Here is a 16063-nt window from a genome sequence, read left to right on the forward strand (position 1 = left end):
CGTTAGAGCCACGTCATTTCTTTTGGGACGTCCTGCTCAATGGCTTGCCGTACTTTATCGATCAGCGATTCGACTGATTCATCGACGCTGTATTCCAGTGGCGGTTTGAAACGCACGCTCAGCTGCGTATTCCGTTTTTTAAACCGCAAGCCCTTCTTATCGAATGCCCGCCGGAAACCGTTGATCACCACCGGGATAACAATTGGATTGTTGTTTTTCAAAATGTGCGCGGTGCCTTTCCGGATCGGCGCGTAAGGGCTGGTCGTTCCCTGCGGAAAACTGATGACCCAGCCGTGTTCGAGCGCCATCGCAATCCGGTCGTTGGCCGTGTTATCCACCTCCCGTTTGACATCCTGCCCCTTCGCCCGCCAGGAGCGTTCAATCTGAATAGCCCCGCCCAGGGCAAACATCCGGGGCACAAACCCGCCTTTCATCGTCTCGCTGGCTGCCACATAATAACTCCGGGCACGGGGTGAAAACAGGTAAACCGGCAGAACGATTGAATTTCTGAAACCCCATTTGACACTGCAAAAAATGTGGTAAAACGCAATGACATCGGCAAAATAGGTCTGGTGATTCGACAGAAAAACGACATTGTTGACGGGCAGATTCTCCAGATGCTCGGTTCCCTCAATCGTTAATTTGTTGTAAAGTGTATACCGAAAATAGGTAATCCAGCCCACAATGGACATCAGAATACGTTTAATAAACAGCGAATTACCGAAAGGGTCCAGCTCAAAAAGGCCCATGAAATCCAGTTTATCAAGCGGTTTTGGCAAAAAGCTATACCGGGTTGGTTTCTTGTACGTCATGCGAAGGTAAGTCGGGCTATCCATTCATAAAGCTACAAAAGCAATACAATGTTTTCGATAAAAAGTACTATATGGATACGGAATTGTAACTAAATGCGAATAAAATAAACCGCCCCATTAATCCATTGCCACCGGCGCCTGTCCAAGAGCCAGATTGCACAACCAGCCAATACGACGAAGATCAGCACGAAGGCTAGCCGTTTGCGATCGACCAACCAACCTATATTTTACAATCATGAAACGATTTACACTGGCAGGAATAGCCGCGCTGGCCTTTTTTATCATTCAAACCGCATCGGCTCAGGTGCAGGTCGGCTTCCGGGCCGGAGCCAATTGGGGGGCAGTTTCCAAACCCGAATTTCTAGACAAGTTCTCGCCAACTTTCCGCCTGTCGGCTGGCCCAACGGGGGCGGTTTTTCTGGAAGCTCCGGTCAGCAACCGCGTCAGTATCCGCACCGAGGTGTCGTATGTTCAGAAAGGGTTCGTGATTGATGAAGGCTTTAAACTGCCGATTGGCAACTGGGATTTGCCACTGGGAGCGCGGGTAGCCTACCAGACACGGTATCTGGAATTACCGGTTTTGGCCAAAATCAACCTGAACGACGGTCCGGTTCAGGTCTATATGCTGGCAGGTGCTGCGGCCGGTTACGCCATGAACGGCCGCATTCGCACCCGAACCAGTGGTATTTTCCGGAGCCAACCCTTCGATATGGACATGAATCTGAATACAATGGGTTATAACCGCTGGGATTTTAGCGCCATTGGCGGCCTCGGTTTGAGCGCCGAAGTTGGGCCGGGAAAATTCTTCGTCGAAACGCGCTACGAACACGGTTTTTCGCGCCAGTATGATCTTCCGTTCATTCAGCTTCCCATCCGCAACCGCGGGCTAAGTGCCTCGATTGGGTATGCGTTTGCAATAAATTAACAATGAATAATTAACAATGAACCACGAGCCATGATAATACACAAATCAGTATATGCTGTTCATTATTCATTGTTAATTGTTCATTAATATTTAAAAAGAAAGTTTGTGTGTGTTTAAGGGTTAGAGTTGAACTGGAAAAGCCCGGGGCATTTGCACCGGGCTTTTTTGCTGGTTGCGGACGAATGCGGTTTTACAAAATGCCTTTTACAAAGCCCAAAACACTGTCGAGCTGGCCTTTCACGGCGGGTTCGGCGGCTTTGGCCACTACGCCCCCTTTGCTCAGTTTCGAGAGGCCACCCAGCGCCGTTGTGACGAGGGAGTTGCCGGTGCTGGCATTGCTGCCGCCCAATACAGAAAGACCGGTTTTGACCAGATTCAGGTTGCTGGTCAGACCAGCCACTTTCGAGACCAGATTGCCGCCCCCCATCAGTTTTTCGATTTGACCGGCACCGAGGGCGGTTTTGGCCAGACTAACGGCTTTTTGCAATACATCGCCTTTCAACAAACCGCTCTGTGCCAGGGGCAACAATTTCTTCAGATTGGCAACCTGCGCCAGCAATTTGTCTTTGAAACTGCCCGTACTGCTTTTCGCTTCGGTTTCGAGAGCCGCGGTTCCGGCTTGTAAAGCCTGCACGGTTTCGGCTTTAGCCCCTTTGGCGTAGGCCGTTACGGCTTTGTCGAGCAGGGCAGCCGTTGAGTCAGCATCGATCAGAACGATGGCAGTGGGCGTGAAGGAAGGCGATGCGGCTACTGCAGTTGAGACAAAACCGGCAGTCGCGATCGAGACAGCCAGGCCGAGAACGATTTTTTTCATGGTGTATTCCTATGGTTTTCAAGGTGATTTAGTAAGCAGGCAGAAAGTTAATGTTTTTACAAACATCAATGCCATTAAAAGGAAGTTAGTTTTACAGGATGTGTACGGTTTTGTCCGCAACTGAACAGTAACTGTCCGGCTGCGTACACTTAAAAGTTTGGCCTATTTTATTTACCTTTTGATTATCAATTAGTTACAAAATTTCAGTTTCGTTGGCACGGCGTTGGCATAGTAGATAATCGAACATGTAAACAACAACTCTAAGACATAACAACACATTCTAAACAACAAATACCATGATGAACTTACTGAGTAACCTGATCTGCACCGCCATTTTGAGCACCACGCCCGTCGACAATGGCAACGCTCCCAAAACCCTTTCGTTCGACGCCAGCGCCTACGTAACCGTCAACAGCCAGATTCGGGTTGCGGTCGAAAAATCAGCCCTGGAGCCCGTGCAGATTCTGCTGCGCGACGCCAACAACCGGGTGATGTTTCAGCAATACGTAGGCAAAAAAGAACAGAAGTATGCGGTTAAACTGAACGTGGCCGAATTGCCCGACGGAAAGTATGAACTGGAAGTAAAATCGAATGACGGCAGCATCCGCAAAGAAGTGAATCTGGGCTCGGCTCCGGTTGAAGCCCCCACGCGGCTGGTCGTGATGAAATAAGGAAATTTCGGGTTTCTGAAAATGAAAAAAGGCCAGGGTAATCCTGGCCTTTTTTGTTTATCAAATTTTAACGAACGTATTTTTTCCGGTCATTGGCCTGGCGGTTCACCATCCAGCCCGGATATTCGGGCGTCAGCTGGCTGACCTCATCCAGTTTTTTCAGGTCGTCGGCACTCAGCACCACGTCGACGGCTTTCAGGTTGTCGTCGAGTTGTTCCGGTTTTTTGGCACCGATGATAACCGTCGTAACGGCGGGTTGGTGCAGCAGCCAGGCCAGCGCAATCTGCGCAACCGAAACGCCTTTTTCGGCGGCTATCGGCTCCATCACATCGATGATGTCGTACGCTTTTTCCTTATTGACCGGCGGGAAATCAAAATTCACCCGGCGTGCATCGTCCGGCTGTTTGTTCCGACCGTATTTGCCACTCAGGAAACCGCCCGCCAGTGGGCTCCACACCATCAAACCCACTTTCTGGTCGAGCAACAGCGGCACCACTTCGCGCTCCAGATCCCGTCCGGCAATGGTGTAATACGCCTGTAGCGATACAAACCGGGCCAGGTCCTTGTGCTCGGAATACGCCAGGGCTTTCATCAGGTGCCAGGCTGCGAGGTTGCTGCAACCGATGTAGCGAACTTTGCCGCTTTTCACCAGATCGTCGAGCGCGCGGAGCGTTTCTTCGAGTGGCGTCAGAAAATCAAAACCGTGAATCTGGTACAGGTCGATGTAGTCGGTGTTCAGTCGGCGCAGGCTTTCTTCGGCCTGTTGAATAATGTGTTTCCGGCTCAGCCCAATCTGGTTCGGGCCTTCGCCCATTTTTCCCCGCACTTTGGTGGCAAGCACGAGATCGTCGCGTTTCAAGCCGAGATTTCGGATGGCCTGACCCGTTAGTTGTTCGGATTTCCCTTCGGCGTAGACATTGGCCGTGTCGATAAAATTGATGCCCGCATCGACCGAGCGTTTGAGAAGCTGATCGACCGGTTCCTGATCCAGTTGACCAATTGCCCCCCACATTCCTCCTCCGCTGCCCCCAAACGTCATGGTGCCTAAGCAGAGTTCGGAAACCAGTAATCCGGTGTTTCCCAATAGGTTGTACTTCATGAGGTGTAATGATTTTGGGTTTATCGGTTTACGCTTCGTGCGGTTTTCGGAAGCGCAATACCGTTGATTCTAACAAAACCGGGCCTAATTCGTTTCATTGAACAAATGATCTTTTTATGAAGCGCCCGGTTTTAATACTCCTTATTTGCTGCTTTTCGGCCGTTTTTGGTTATAGCCAGAGCGATACCGTACGGCAAAAACCACAACAGTTACCGACCACTATTTCGCCCATTGTGACGCCCTCGAACAGTGCGCCGTTGACAACTCCGGCCGTCGATCCGGTGACAACGCCCGGAAAAGTGATCAATCCGCGCGAAAACCGGGGCAAACGCAAAGTGCGGGTGATGCCACCGAGCGATCCGAACGCGTTCGGGGTTGGGGTTTCGCTGGAAAAGAAAGACACCACCCGGCGAAAAGACAACTGATTATGATTAGTCCTGCCCGTTGAACGTTACGGAACCGCCCGGTTGTAGTTTAACCGTGGCAAAACCGGTTTCGTTTTTTTCGACCGACGCCCGTTGCGATGCTTTAACGAGGTAGTTTTTAAACGGTAATTTTAATCGGGCCGTACCGCCTTTCTCCGATTTGATCGTGACGCCATCCGGTTTTCCTGCGGTTCGTTTGGCACTGACCAAAAATGCTCCTTCGGTTCGTAAGTCCGTAAAACCGACCTCAGTCCAGCTTGCGGGAATGGCCGGAAATACCTCGATAAAACCGGCATAACTCTGAATCAGCATTTCCTGCAAACCGGCGGCAAAGGCAAAATTCCCTTCCAGTGTAAACGGCCGGTACGTAAACTTCGATTTCCCCGACTTGGTCTGATCGCCGTTCAGATGAAAGGAATTGACCGAACAAAACGCAGAGGCAAAAGTCTGCAGGGCCTCGGCCGCTCCCGATCCGTCTTTGGCCCGTGCTTTCAGACTGCCCAGCCAGGCGTAGGAATACCCGCACCACCAGTCCGGCCCGACGCGGTCGAGCAGCGTCAGCGAATTCTTAATAATCTGCTGCGAATTTTCGCCGTCTTCCCACCGGATGAGCCCCAGCGGATGAATCGCCATGAGGTGTGAAAAATGCCGGTGCGACTCATTATAAGGAAGACTGGCGGCAAACATCAGTTCTTTCTGTTCGCTTAACGCATAATCACCGAATTGATTTTGAATCGTTTGCCAGTGACTGGCGTCGGCGTTGTTGCCCAAAACCGTTGCCATTTCTGAAGCCGCTTTGAAGACAAACTTCATCAGCGAAAGATCGTAGTTGGTGTTGGTCGGAAACCAGGCTTCCAGGCTATTATTTTTGATTTCAGGACTTGAGCTGATGGGCAGTTTCCGTTTGCCGGTTTCGTCCAGAACCGTTAGCTGTTCCAGATGCTGAGCAACGCCTTTTAGCCACGGATAGGCTTTCTGACGCAGAAAAACCGCATCCTGACTGTATTTCCACTGCAAATAATAGTGGTGCGCGAGCCAGGCCGAAACCGTGGGCGAGAGCGAATACTGAATCCAGCCGCCCATTTCCTTGCCCGTCAGTGTGGTAACGCCGGGCACAGCAAGACCCTCAGTTCCAAAATACCGCTTTGTATAATCGCGGTAAACCGGCCGGTTTTCTTCCAGGTGATTGAGGTACCCGATGCTTTCGTCGAGATGATTGCCGCTGTAGCTCGGCCAGTAACTGAGTTGCGTGTTCAAATCATGGTGATAATCACCCTTCCAGGGCGGAATCCGGCCGTTGTCGGCGGTCCAGACGGCTTGCAGGGAGATTGGGGGAGCGTCGGCACGGGCGGTGGCACCGAACTTGTAGGTTTCGAGGTACCACTGTTTTTGCAGCAACGAATCCGGCACCTGAACGGCGGATTTGGCCCAAAACCGCTGCCACCAGGTGCGGTGCGAAGCCAGATCGGCGGCATAGGTTCGGGGAGCGGTTTTGACCGAAACGGCGTTTTTCTTCTTTTCGGGAAAGTGCGAAGCGATCGTCCAGGTCCCTTCCAGCGTGGTTCCCTTCTGCGTCCACTGAATCGTAACGTCGTAGGAAAAACCGCCCCAGCCGTTCTGGTGATACGTAATTTTGTTTTTCTGCCGCACCACATTTCCCTGCGTATACCCGAGTCGCACCAGATCGTCACCATCGACAACGGCATTTTCGGCCTTTTCCTCAATGGCTTTTCCGTACGCGGGCGGCAGGAGTTCGGGGGCAAAACCGGCGGGAATCTGTTCAAAGCGGAACCAGCCAACCGGTTCGGTCGCGTGGACAAACGAACGCAAAACCGCCCCATTCTGCCATTTTACTTCCGCAACGGCGTTTTGGATCAGCAGCCGGGCCGACTGCACCGGTCCCCAGGCCGCCGTATTGAATTCCAGAGCCGCGCCCGGAATCTTGGTCGGACCCGGCTCCGTGTCGTACGGTTTATCGAAATAATCCTGAACAATTTTGTATTCTTTTTTTCGGACCTGTCCCTGCACCCATTGATAGCTGAATTCAGGTCGGTCGAGCCCGCGCATGGGGCGTAAATCCCACAAATCGACGCGATCCAGCGAAAACCGCACGTGCTGATTTTTCTGCCAGATCAATGCGCCCAGAACGCCGTTTCCCAGCGGCAGGGCTTCGTCCCAGCGGGTGGGTAATTGAGCAAACCGGAGGTCATGTGGACCTGGCTGGAGCGGTTGGGCGGTTAGGGGCGGATTGAGCAGCAAAAAGCCGCCAACCATTCCCAGTAAAAAGAGGTAGCGTCGGGTCATTGGGTTTTTGAGTAGTTAGGAAGTTATAAAAAGCGGGTGATTAATCGACGGGTTCAAACTGAGGGTTCCAGGCCACTTCCCAGAGGTGTCCGTCGGGGTCCTGGAAATAACCCGAGTAACCTCCCCAGAACGTATCGGCCGGGGGTTTGACGATGGTTGCCCCGGCTTTTGCGGCCAGTTCCATCACCGCTACCACCTCTTCTTTGCTTCGCACATTATGACCGATCGTAAATTCGGTGGCCGAAGGGGGTTGTTGCGGGAGTTTCGTATCCGCCGAAATGCTTCTCCGGGGCCAGAGGGCCAGTTTCAAACCGCTCTGGAGATCAAAAAACGCAACGGCTCCATTTTCAAATTCTGTTCCGATGATCCCTTCCGTCGGAAGCCCCAAACCATCCTGATAAAACCGGACAGATTTTTCCAGATCGCTTACGCCCAATGTCAAAATGGAGATGCGGGGTTTCATCGTTTGTTCAATAATAGTGGGTTATTTTTCGGTAAATCTGTGAAATTTCGTGCGTAGAAGCACAAATCAAATAAAGAATAGCAGGAAAAAATGTCTGAAAACAAAGAATAATTAGATGAACGGCCAAAATAATCATTGCATCTCATCTGCGAGATTTTAGTATCTTGCTCCCCTTAAAACCTTTTCCCATGAACCTTTTCAGCAAATTCCGTCTCGGCAACCTGCGCGATTCCGCTCCTTTTTCCATTCTTCTTGCGCTCTATTTATTGGTCAACCTGGCGGGGCATGCCCAGTCCAAAGGCACGCTGGCCGATGTCAGCTTTATGGAAGGCCGCTGGAAAGGAACCTTCAACGGCGGTCCGATCGATGCCGCCTGGGCCGCTCCGCAGGGCGACAACCTGGCCGGTTTCATGCGCATGATGAAAGACGGCAAAGTGACAATGTACGAACTGCTCATCTTTGAACAAACCGAAAAAGGCCCCATTGTGTTGGTGAAACACTTCAAACCGGGCCTGATCGGGTCAGAGGAAAAAGACGTTTCGGACCGCTATTCGTTTATTGAAGCCAAAAAGAACCAGGCGCTGTTTGAAAAAGCGGATGGCCAGATCCGGATTATCTACGAAAAACGGTCGGACAACCAGCTGGTAATTCAGCGCGGCAATCAGAAAGACGGTAAATGGGTTTTCGCCGATCTGTTCGTGTTTGACCGGGTGAAGTGACGGTTTTGTAGAAGCGTTAACAATAATTAAATGAGCCCACTCGTCAAGTGGGCTCATTTGCGTTTAACTTTAAAAAATGCTGATGATGAATCCGGCTCACCATTTTACGGAAGTAATTACGCTGATACAGCAAGCGAGACAACGGGCGGTGGCCAGTATAAATCGGGAACTTATTGAATTGTATTGGAACGTCGGGACGTATATTAGTCAAAAAGTAGAGATTAGCGAATGGGGTGATGGTACCGTCATGCAACTAGCCGACTATTTACAGCAACAGCACCCTGATTGGAAGGGCTTCAGTTACAGAGGTTTATACCGGATGCGTAGATTTTACGAAACCTATCGTGATGCCCCAGAATTTTTGACAGCACTGCTGTCAAAAATAAGCTGGACAAACCATCTTATCATTCTGGCTCAGTGCAAAACGCCGGAAGAGCGACAATTCTATCTGTTACTAACAACGAAAGAGCGATATAGTACGCGTGAATTAGAACGCCAGATTGCATCAGGAATCTACGAACGGGTAATGCTTTCACCAAATGTGGAAACCGTACGTACTCAATTACAAGAAAAAGGCCATAACCTAATTAGTGATGGCATTTTTCGGGACCAATATGTATTTGAATTCCTTAATTTACCCGAACGGCATTCCGAACGTGATCTCCAAAGGGCATTGATTCAAAACATGAAGCGGTTTTTGCTTGAACTGGGCCGTGATTTTACATTTATGGGCGAAGAATACCCCGTACAGGTTGGTATGCGCGATTTCCGACTCGACTTACTGTTCTACCACCGCGATTTGCGATGTCTGGTGGCTTTTGAATTAAAAGCAGGACCGTTTGAACCAGAGTATCTTGGTAAACTCAACTTTTATCTGGAAGCGCTTGATCGCGATGTACGTAAACCACATGAGAATCCTAGTATTGGAATATTGCTGTGTGCGAGCACCGATCAGGCCGTTGTAGAGTATGCGCTAAGCCGGACGCTCTCGCCAACGCTGGTGGCCGATTATACACGACAGTTACCCGATAAACACTTGCTCGAAGCTAAATTAGCAGAGTTCTATCAACTCAATCAAGCGGATTCCGAAGATAATTAGCCGGTCTTATCCCTGATTGCCAGTATCTAATGTAATCCGGGATTTTTTTCCAATCGGAACTACGACCAGACCCAGCGTGTTGCTGACGGGAAGCCCGCATACCGGGCGACACCCCACCCCGTTTGCACGAATGAAAAAAATCCTGAAAAGAATGGCCCTCGTAATCGTTTCGCTGCTTCTCATCCTTGTCATTGCCGTTGTTGCGTTTGTGAACCTTTCTCCGCAATTCGGCGCAACACCCACCGGTGAACGGCTGAAACGCATTCAGAATTCGCCCCAATTTAAGGACGGAACATTCCAGAACCTGGTGCCGACGAGCCTCGATATGTCGGCGGGGAAAATGGTATCCGCGACCTGGAAAATGCTCACGGGTGTGCCGGGTGCCGAACCAACCGATACCATCAAAACCGTCCCGTTCGACGTGAAACTGTTTGAAGGCAACGGCGGGCCGGAACAGGTTGCCGTCAGTTGGTTCGGGCATTCGTCGCTGCTGATCCGGATTCAGGGAAAAACCTTGCTGACCGACCCGGTTTTCAGCGAACGGGCATCGTTTGCCTCGTTTTCGGGCCCCAAGCGGTTTCCGTTCGACCATTACATGGATGTGGATGAACTGCCGCACGTGGACGCCGTCGTGCTATCGCACGACCATTACGATCACCTGGATTACGGAACGTTCACGCGATTGAAAGACAAAGTCGACCGGTTTTTTGTGCCGCTCGGCGTCGGCGCTCACCTGGAAAAATGGGGCGTTGCACCGGCTCAGATCACGGAACTCGACTGGCATGAATCCGCCAAATTGGGCGATCTGACGCTGGTTTGTGCGCCCGCCCGCCATTTCTCCGGCCGCGGATTGACCAACCGAAACGGAACGCTGTGGTGTTCGTGGGCGTTGCTGGGAACGCAAAAGCGGGTGTATTACGGGGGCGATACCGGTTATTACCCCGGCCTGAAAATGGTGGGGGAGAAGTATGGCCCGTTCGATATTGCGCTGCTGGAATGTGGCGCTTACAATGAAGACTGGATCGATATCCACATGATGCCCGAACAAACCGCTCAGGCTCAACTGGATGTGAAAGCCGATCTGCTGATTCCCATTCACTGGGGAAAATTCAATCTGGCGCTGCACACCTGGCGCGACCCGATCCGGCGGCTTATGAAAAAGTCGGCGGAACTGGGGACCAAAATTGCTACACCCCGCATTGGCGAAGTAACGGTTTTGGGTGCAGCCCTTCCGACCGCAGCTTGGTGGGAAAGCATGCCGTAACCTACATCCGATCCAGCAAACCTTTCATCATTTCGACAAAATACGCGCCGTTTTCCGGCCCAAACCAGTTCATCGTCATCGTCTCGTAGGCTTCCTTGTGGTAGTATTTGTCGGGCGTAATGTAACCGACATACCCGCCATTAAAGCTCGTTACCATTAAATTCAACCCTTTCCGGCCGGCCTGCTGCCGGAGTTCGGCGACCAACTCACCCGAAAAATCGCAGGGCGTGCCGAGCAAAACCGTCTGGCCAATGCGCAACGCTTTCAAATCCGAAGGATAATCGCCGTAAACCGTGTGAAACAGCCAGCCACGCACCCGCCAGTCGTCGGTGACGCGGGCCTGGGGTTCGCGGAGTTGCAGGGGTAAGGTCAGCAGTTCGAGCGTGCTGTCCGGTTTTGTTTTGAATTGGGGCAAGGCAGGCGAAATCCGCGCCGTCAGTGTATCGGCGTACGTCCGAATGGTCGCAAATTCATCTTTTCCCGGTTTCGTTTTCGAACCGGTGCTCCCGACCGATCCGGCCATGAAAGCCACAAAACCGCCTGATTGTTTTTCCAGCCGATCAACCAGCGCGCCCGGATAATCCCGGCTTAAATACTGATAATCAGCCGCCCGGAAAATTGTCGCGTGGGCTCCGAATGTGCAGAGCAACGCCGATTCACCGGTTTTTTTCTTAAATTTCAATAGCCGTATTTCGCCGTCAACTTTCCCTTCATCGTTCATGCGGTTATAAACCAGGTCAGGTGCGTCAATTTCGGAAAACCCAATTTCTACCGGTGCCAGTTGTTTTTCGGCCAGCACGATGGATTTCAAAACCGCATCGGTAATGTGATCGACAACCCGCTGGTCAAAATCGCCCGCAAACAACTCGCCAACCAGCCCCGGAGCCCAGCCGCCCAGCGTATTGTGGCTGTGAATGGCGCCCGTGAACACATTCTCCCACTGAAAACCGATTTCCGGTAATCTTTTTTTAAGTTGTTCTGTTACGGTGGGAGGAGTAATCAGCAAATCGAGCGCAACAACGGCCACTTTGGTGTTACCGTTGTTCAAAACAATCGTCCGAACGTAAATGGAGTCGCTGACGGTGGTCCAGTGTTTGCCTTTTCGGGCGCCATAACCGCCGGTGGGCGTGGTGAACGAAGGCGTCAGATTGACCCTGGCCCAACCCGCCCGCAATCCGGCCGTCGGATTTGGCGGTGGAGCCAGATCGAGCAGTTGTTGCCGCGTATAACGGTAATACTCGGTTTTTCGGTACGGCTGATCATCGACCGGAGCCAGGCTAACGGCCAGAAAAAGGAGAATGGCTGCAACCAGTCCCAGCACTACTTTGAAGAAGATACGGAGGAATTTCATGATTTTTCGTTGACCAAAACTAACAAAATCTAACCTTGTATCGTCAAATCAAGTTAATAGTATTAGTTTATCGTTTACAGTTTAGCGTTTATGGTTTTCAGTCTATCATTACAACAGATGTATCGGCCTGATTACGAGATTCGTACGATTGAAACCATAAATCATAAACGAAACCGAAAACCCATTTTGCCTGATTCCATTCATCTTTACTGATGCAAGCCAGCCAAACCTCCTCCTCTACTGAAACGGCCGAAAAACCGGTCGTTACCCGGCGGCTCGACCGCATGTTTCTGGCCTTAAGCGATGTCGCGTCGTTTGTCGGGCAGTTTTTTAAAGAAGTTTTCGCTCCACCTTATGAAGGGAAGGAAATCATCCGGCAATGTTATGAAGTGGGTGTTCGCTCGCTGCCGCTGATTTCGCTGACCGGTTTTATCACGGGCATTGTATTTACCAACCAGTCACGGCCGTCGCTGGCTACGTTTGGGGCCACGTCCTGGCTGCCGTCGCTGATTTCGATTGCGCTGGTTCGGGCGCTGGCTCCGCTCGTTACGGCCCTGATTGCGTCCGGCCGGGTAGGCTCCAATATTGGCGCTGAGTTGGGGTCCATGCGCGTGACGGAGCAGATCGAAGCGATGGAAGTTTCAGGTACCAATCCGTTCAAGTTTCTGGTCGTTACCCGTGTCATTGCGACCACATTCATGATTCCAACGCTGGCGATGTTTTTCGTTTTTCTGGGTGTTATGGGTTCATACGTCAACGTCGCCCAGAACGAAAAGACCAGTTTCATGTCGTTTATCGAGACGTTTTTCAGTTCGATCACTTTTCTGGATATTAACTCGACAATTATTAAATCGCTCATTTTCGGGTTTACGATTGGGATTGTCGGCTGTTATAAAGGCTATAATTCGTCGAAAGGAACCGAAGGGGTCGGCAAAGCGGCCAATGCTTCGGTAGTAACCTCAATGTTTCTGGTTTTTATCGAAGAACTTCTCTTCCTCCAAGTCATAAATGCCATTCGCGCGGCCTAACGTATGAATCCGAAAAAACCGGTCAATCACCAGAAAGAAGCCGTTATCACCATCCGTAACCTGAAAATTTCGTTTGGCGATCTGCACGTGTTGCGGGGCGTCGATCTGGACCTGTACCAGGGCGAAAACCTGGTGGTGCTGGGTCGTTCGGGAACGGGAAAATCCGTATTGATTAAAATCATTGCCGGTTTGCTGGAGCCGGATCAGGGCTCGGTAAATGTATTGGGCGAAGATGTTGGGAAGCTGAATAAACGGGAGTTAGATGCATTGCGCCTGAAACTGGGCTTTTCATTTCAGAACAGCGCCCTGTACGACAGCATGACCGTGCGGGAAAATCTGGAATTTCCGCTCATCCGCAATGTCCGGAATCTAAGCCGCGCCGACATCAACAAAGCGGTTGAAGAAGCCCTGGCCGATGTGGGACTTAGCCAGACCATCAACCAGATGCCGTCGGAACTGTCGGGCGGGCAACGCAAGCGGATCGGGATTGCCCGAACGCTGATCCTGAAACCGGAAATCATGCTCTATGATGAGCCAACGGCCGGTCTGGACCCGATCACGTCGAACGAAATCAATCACCTCATCAACGAGGTTCAGGAGCGCCACAACACGTCATCGATCATCATTACGCACGACCTCACCTGCGCCAAAGCCGTCGGCGACCGCATCGCGATGCTGCTCGACGGGCGGTTTGAACGGCAGGGCACATTCGACGAAGTTTTCGAAGATTCGAACGATGAGCGCGCAAAACAGTTTTATGAGTACAACTTTGTGAATTAAGGATTTAGCTAACCAATAGATCGGGTATCCATACCTCAAACTAGCCATTAATTAAATGAAAGCTGCTGAAAATAAACGAGCCATCACCGTCGGTATTTTTGTGTTTCTCGGCATTGTGATTCTGGTAACCGGAATTATGGTGTTGGGCGGACAACAGAAACGGTTTGTGAAGAGCATCCGCGTAAATGCCATTTTCAATAACGTAGGCGGTTTACAGGCCGGGGCGAATGTCTGGTTTTCCGGGGTGAAAATCGGTACCGTTCGTAAAATCCAGTTCTACGGCAACTCGCAGGTCGAGGTCACCATGAACATCGAGGAGTCGGTGCAGCAGTACATCCGCAAGGATGCACTGGCCGCGCTGAGCACCGACGGATTGATCGGGAATAAAATTGTGGAAATCGTCGGCGGAAGTGTGCAGGCCGGAACCGTGGAAGACGGCGATATTCTGCACGCCAAAGCGGCTTTGAATACCGACGAAATCATGGCGACCTTGCAGAAAAACAACAATAACCTGCTCCGGGTAACCACCGACGCCAAGAATATTCTGGATGAAGTCCTGAAAGGAAAGGGCGTTGCGGGGGCGGTTTTGCGGGATTCGACGCTGGCCGATCGCTTCAAAAATACCGTTGCGAATCTACAGGCGGCTTCGAGCGGGGCGGCTCAGGCCACGAAATCGCTAAGTCAGGTTTCGACTTCCCTGAATCAATTTGCGGGTAAACTGAACAACAAAGGAACGCTGGCAAATGATCTGGTGTCCGACACGGTTATTTTTCACGATCTGCGCGTATCGTCGGCGCGGCTGCGGCAGGTATCGAGTACGGCAGTCGACGCCACCGAAAATATCAAAAAGGCGAGCGACAAGCTCAACAGCAGCGATAACGCCATCGGCATTCTGCTCAACGATCAGGCCGTGAACAAAAACCTGAAAAACACGATTCGGAACGTGGAAAGCAGCAGCTACAAGCTCGACGAAAACCTGGAAGCCTTGCAGCACAACTTCCTGCTGCGCGGTTTTTTCCGGCGCCGGGCCAAAGAGCAGGCCAAGCAAAAAGAAGCCGCTACCACCACGGCAACGGCTACGACCGACACCAGCGTGCAGAAGTAACCGGATCAACTCTTATCTTTACGCCCGGATTTTGACGGACGTACTATGTTGTATTTCACGCAGATTTTATTTGTAAACGAAGGGCAGGAAGCGGTTTTTCATTCGTTTGAAGATCACGTTTTGCCGCTTTTGCAACGCCATCGGGGCGAGTTGCTGTACCGGGTTCGCCCGCCCAAACCCGCCGTGGTAGCTACGGCCATGGGGTATCCGTACGAAGTTCATCTGGTCACTTTTCCGGCGCTGGCGGATTTTGAAGCGTATCGCGACGACCCGGCGCGATTGCAGCATATGCCCCTGAAAAACCAGTCTATTGCTAAAGTGTTGTTAATCATGGGTGAACAGCTATCCTGACGTGAACCGCGAAGCCAGTAGTTACCAGCCCATTGGTGTCTTCGATTCCGGGTACGGCGGTCTGACTGTTTTGAAGTCCATTGTCCGGCAATTGCCCCAGTACGATTACGTGTATCTGGGCGACAACGCCCGCACACCCTACGGCACGCGTTCGTTCGATACGGTGTATCACTACACCCTGGAGTGCGTTCAGCACCTGTTCGCGATGGGCTGCCGGTTGGTAGTGCTGGCCTGTAACACAGCTTCGGCCAAGGCATTACGGAATATTCAGCAACTCGATTTGCCGCGTATCGCGCCCGATCGAAGAGTTTTGGGCGTCATCCGGCCCACGACGGAAGTGATTGGCAACTACTCCAAAACCGGTCATATCGGGATTCTGGCGACGCGCGGAACGGTTACCTCAGAATCGTATGTGGTTGAAATCGAAAAGTTTTTCCCGGACCTGAACGTATACCAGGAAGCGTGTCCGATGTGGGTGCCGCTGGTCGAAAATGGCGAACACAACGACCCCGGCGCGGATTATTTTGTAAAAAAACACCTCGACCGGCTGCTGAATCAGTCGCCGGAGATCGATACGGTTTTGCTGGCCTGTACGCATTATCCACTGCTGCTGCCCAAAATCCGGCAATTCCTGCCCGGCAATCGCACCATTCTGGGACAGGGCGAGATTGTCGCCAATAGCCTGGACGATTACCTCCACCGACATCCTGAAATCGACGCTCAGTGCAGCAAAGGCCAGAGCCTGAAATTTTACACGACCGATTCGGCCGAAGAATTCGAGCAAAAAGCCGGTTTGTTCTGGGGCGATCCGGTGCGGGCCGAACGGTTGGCGTTGTAACGAATGAGTATAAAA

The 16063-nt window shown here is 51.6% G+C and carries 17 protein-coding genes; 11 read left to right on the plus strand and 6 right to left on the minus strand.

Annotated features, from left to right (window positions below):
- Positions 1-2: 2 nt before the first annotated feature.
- Complete coding sequence (locus EHT25_RS29695) at positions 3-812, minus strand: lysophospholipid acyltransferase family protein (RefSeq protein ID WP_124879058.1); 810 nt, start codon at positions 810-812, stop codon at positions 3-5.
- Positions 813-1047: 235 nt separating this feature from the next.
- On the opposite strand from EHT25_RS29695, the gene EHT25_RS29700 reads away from it, so the two are divergent.
- Complete coding sequence (locus EHT25_RS29700; RefSeq protein ID WP_124879059.1) at positions 1048-1737, plus strand: porin family protein; 690 nt, start codon at positions 1048-1050, stop codon at positions 1735-1737.
- Between the two features lie 190 nt (positions 1738-1927).
- On the opposite strand, the gene EHT25_RS29705 is transcribed toward EHT25_RS29700, so the two are convergent.
- The gene (locus EHT25_RS29705) at positions 1928-2551 is read right to left on the minus strand and encodes a hypothetical protein (RefSeq protein WP_124879060.1); all 624 of its coding nucleotides are present in this window, start codon (positions 2549-2551) and stop codon (positions 1928-1930) included.
- A 296-nt stretch (positions 2552-2847) separates the two neighbouring features.
- Between EHT25_RS29705 and EHT25_RS29710 the strand changes: the two genes are divergently transcribed.
- Complete coding sequence (locus tag EHT25_RS29710) at positions 2848-3222, plus strand: T9SS type A sorting domain-containing protein (RefSeq protein WP_229311838.1); 375 nt, start codon at positions 2848-2850, stop codon at positions 3220-3222.
- A 67-nt stretch (positions 3223-3289) separates the two neighbouring features.
- Here the strand turns inward: EHT25_RS29710 and EHT25_RS29715 are convergent, their stop codons facing one another.
- The gene (locus EHT25_RS29715; RefSeq protein WP_124879061.1) at positions 3290-4321 is read right to left on the minus strand and encodes an aldo/keto reductase; all 1032 of its coding nucleotides are present in this window, start codon (positions 4319-4321) and stop codon (positions 3290-3292) included.
- Positions 4322-4437: 116 nt separating this feature from the next.
- Between EHT25_RS29715 and EHT25_RS29720 the strand changes: the two genes are divergently transcribed.
- Positions 4438-4746: a hypothetical protein gene (locus EHT25_RS29720; protein WP_124879062.1), complete on the plus strand. Its 309-nt coding sequence runs from the start codon at positions 4438-4440 to the stop codon at positions 4744-4746.
- Positions 4747-4752: 6 nt separating this feature from the next.
- On the opposite strand, the gene EHT25_RS29725 is transcribed toward EHT25_RS29720, so the two are convergent.
- Both EHT25_RS29725 and EHT25_RS29730 read right to left on the minus strand, forming a co-directional pair.
- Positions 4753-7050: a glycosyl hydrolase family 95 catalytic domain-containing protein gene (locus EHT25_RS29725; protein ID WP_185731531.1), complete on the minus strand. Its 2298-nt coding sequence runs from the start codon at positions 7048-7050 to the stop codon at positions 4753-4755.
- A 40-nt stretch (positions 7051-7090) separates the two neighbouring features.
- Positions 7091-7513 (minus strand): VOC family protein, encoded by a 423-nt coding sequence (locus tag EHT25_RS29730; protein WP_124879063.1) that lies wholly within the window; start codon positions 7511-7513, stop codon positions 7091-7093.
- A gap of 188 nt (positions 7514-7701) precedes the next feature.
- Between EHT25_RS29730 and EHT25_RS29735 the strand changes: the two genes are divergently transcribed.
- From EHT25_RS29735 to EHT25_RS29745, 3 genes are all read left to right on the plus strand, one after another.
- A complete protein-coding gene (locus EHT25_RS29735) occupies positions 7702-8232 on the plus strand; it encodes a DUF6265 family protein (RefSeq protein WP_221622345.1) in 531 nt (176 codons plus the stop codon).
- Positions 8233-8308: 76 nt separating this feature from the next.
- Positions 8309-9331 carry a PDDEXK nuclease domain-containing protein gene (locus EHT25_RS29740; RefSeq protein ID WP_229311839.1) on the plus strand — a complete coding sequence of 341 codons (1023 nt, stop codon included), beginning with the start codon at positions 8309-8311 and terminating at the stop codon, positions 9329-9331.
- 151 nt (positions 9332-9482) lie between these two features.
- Positions 9483-10595, plus strand: coding sequence for an MBL fold metallo-hydrolase (locus tag EHT25_RS29745; RefSeq protein WP_185731532.1), 1113 nt, complete (start codon positions 9483-9485; stop codon positions 10593-10595).
- Between the two features lies 1 nt (position 10596).
- Here the strand turns inward: EHT25_RS29745 and EHT25_RS29750 are convergent, their stop codons facing one another.
- Positions 10597-11946 carry a neutral/alkaline non-lysosomal ceramidase N-terminal domain-containing protein gene (locus tag EHT25_RS29750; RefSeq protein ID WP_124879065.1) on the minus strand — a complete coding sequence of 450 codons (1350 nt, stop codon included), beginning with the start codon at positions 11944-11946 and terminating at the stop codon, positions 10597-10599.
- Between the two features lie 212 nt (positions 11947-12158).
- Here EHT25_RS29750 and EHT25_RS29755 point away from each other — a divergent pair, with 212 nt between their 5' ends.
- From EHT25_RS29755 to murI, 5 genes are read left to right on the plus strand one after another with little or no spacing between them, the layout of a single operon-like run.
- Complete coding sequence (locus EHT25_RS29755) at positions 12159-12974, plus strand: MlaE family ABC transporter permease (protein ID WP_124879066.1); 816 nt, start codon at positions 12159-12161, stop codon at positions 12972-12974.
- 3 nt (positions 12975-12977) lie between these two features.
- Positions 12978-13754, plus strand: a complete 777-nt coding sequence (locus EHT25_RS29760) for an ABC transporter ATP-binding protein (protein WP_124879067.1) — start codon at positions 12978-12980, stop codon at positions 13752-13754.
- Positions 13755-13809: 55 nt separating this feature from the next.
- Positions 13810-14859: an MlaD family protein gene (locus tag EHT25_RS29765; RefSeq protein WP_124879068.1), complete on the plus strand. Its 1050-nt coding sequence runs from the start codon at positions 13810-13812 to the stop codon at positions 14857-14859.
- Positions 14860-14904: 45 nt separating this feature from the next.
- Complete coding sequence (locus EHT25_RS29770; protein ID WP_124879069.1) at positions 14905-15210, plus strand: DUF1330 domain-containing protein; 306 nt, start codon at positions 14905-14907, stop codon at positions 15208-15210.
- Positions 15194-16048 (plus strand): glutamate racemase, encoded by an 855-nt coding sequence (gene murI, locus EHT25_RS29775; protein WP_229311840.1) that lies wholly within the window; start codon positions 15194-15196, stop codon positions 16046-16048. Before EHT25_RS29770 ends, murI begins: the two co-directional genes overlap by 17 nt.
- The last annotated feature ends 15 nt before the right edge of the window (positions 16049-16063 follow it).

Source organism: Larkinella rosea, assembly GCF_003858635.1.
Taxonomy (GTDB): Bacteria; Bacteroidota; Bacteroidia; order Cytophagales; family Spirosomataceae; genus Larkinella; species Larkinella rosea.

What these genes read in the sequence shown, in the direction of transcription:
- EHT25_RS29730 (WP_124879063.1), bottom strand. Translation starts at nt 7,513, where the DNA reads ATGAAACCCCGCATCTCCATTTTGACATTGGGCGTAAGCGATCTGGAA.
- EHT25_RS29715 (WP_124879061.1), bottom strand. Translation starts at nt 4,321, where the DNA reads ATGAAGTACAACCTATTGGGAAACACCGGATTACTGGTTTCCGAACTC.
- EHT25_RS29755 (WP_124879066.1), top strand. Translation starts at nt 12,159, where the DNA reads ATGCAAGCCAGCCAAACCTCCTCCTCTACTGAAACGGCCGAAAAACCG.
- EHT25_RS29710 (WP_229311838.1), top strand. Translation starts at nt 2,848, where the DNA reads ATGATGAACTTACTGAGTAACCTGATCTGCACCGCCATTTTGAGCACC.
- EHT25_RS29750 (WP_124879065.1), bottom strand. Translation starts at nt 11,946, where the DNA reads ATGAAATTCCTCCGTATCTTCTTCAAAGTAGTGCTGGGACTGGTTGCA.
- EHT25_RS29765 (WP_124879068.1), top strand. Translation starts at nt 13,810, where the DNA reads ATGAAAGCTGCTGAAAATAAACGAGCCATCACCGTCGGTATTTTTGTG.
- EHT25_RS29725 (WP_185731531.1), bottom strand. Translation starts at nt 7,050, where the DNA reads ATGACCCGACGCTACCTCTTTTTACTGGGAATGGTTGGCGGCTTTTTG.
- EHT25_RS29695 (WP_124879058.1), bottom strand. Translation starts at nt 812, where the DNA reads ATGACGTACAAGAAACCAACCCGGTATAGCTTTTTGCCAAAACCGCTT.
- EHT25_RS29735 (WP_221622345.1), top strand. Translation starts at nt 7,702, where the DNA reads ATGAACCTTTTCAGCAAATTCCGTCTCGGCAACCTGCGCGATTCCGCT.
- EHT25_RS29770 (WP_124879069.1), top strand. Translation starts at nt 14,905, where the DNA reads ATGTTGTATTTCACGCAGATTTTATTTGTAAACGAAGGGCAGGAAGCG.
- EHT25_RS29740 (WP_229311839.1), top strand. Translation starts at nt 8,309, where the DNA reads ATGCTGATGATGAATCCGGCTCACCATTTTACGGAAGTAATTACGCTG.
- EHT25_RS29720 (WP_124879062.1), top strand. Translation starts at nt 4,438, where the DNA reads ATGAAGCGCCCGGTTTTAATACTCCTTATTTGCTGCTTTTCGGCCGTT.
- EHT25_RS29745 (WP_185731532.1), top strand. Translation starts at nt 9,483, where the DNA reads ATGGCCCTCGTAATCGTTTCGCTGCTTCTCATCCTTGTCATTGCCGTT.
- EHT25_RS29760 (WP_124879067.1), top strand. Translation starts at nt 12,978, where the DNA reads ATGAATCCGAAAAAACCGGTCAATCACCAGAAAGAAGCCGTTATCACC.
- EHT25_RS29705 (WP_124879060.1), bottom strand. Translation starts at nt 2,551, where the DNA reads ATGAAAAAAATCGTTCTCGGCCTGGCTGTCTCGATCGCGACTGCCGGT.
- EHT25_RS29700 (WP_124879059.1), top strand. Translation starts at nt 1,048, where the DNA reads ATGAAACGATTTACACTGGCAGGAATAGCCGCGCTGGCCTTTTTTATC.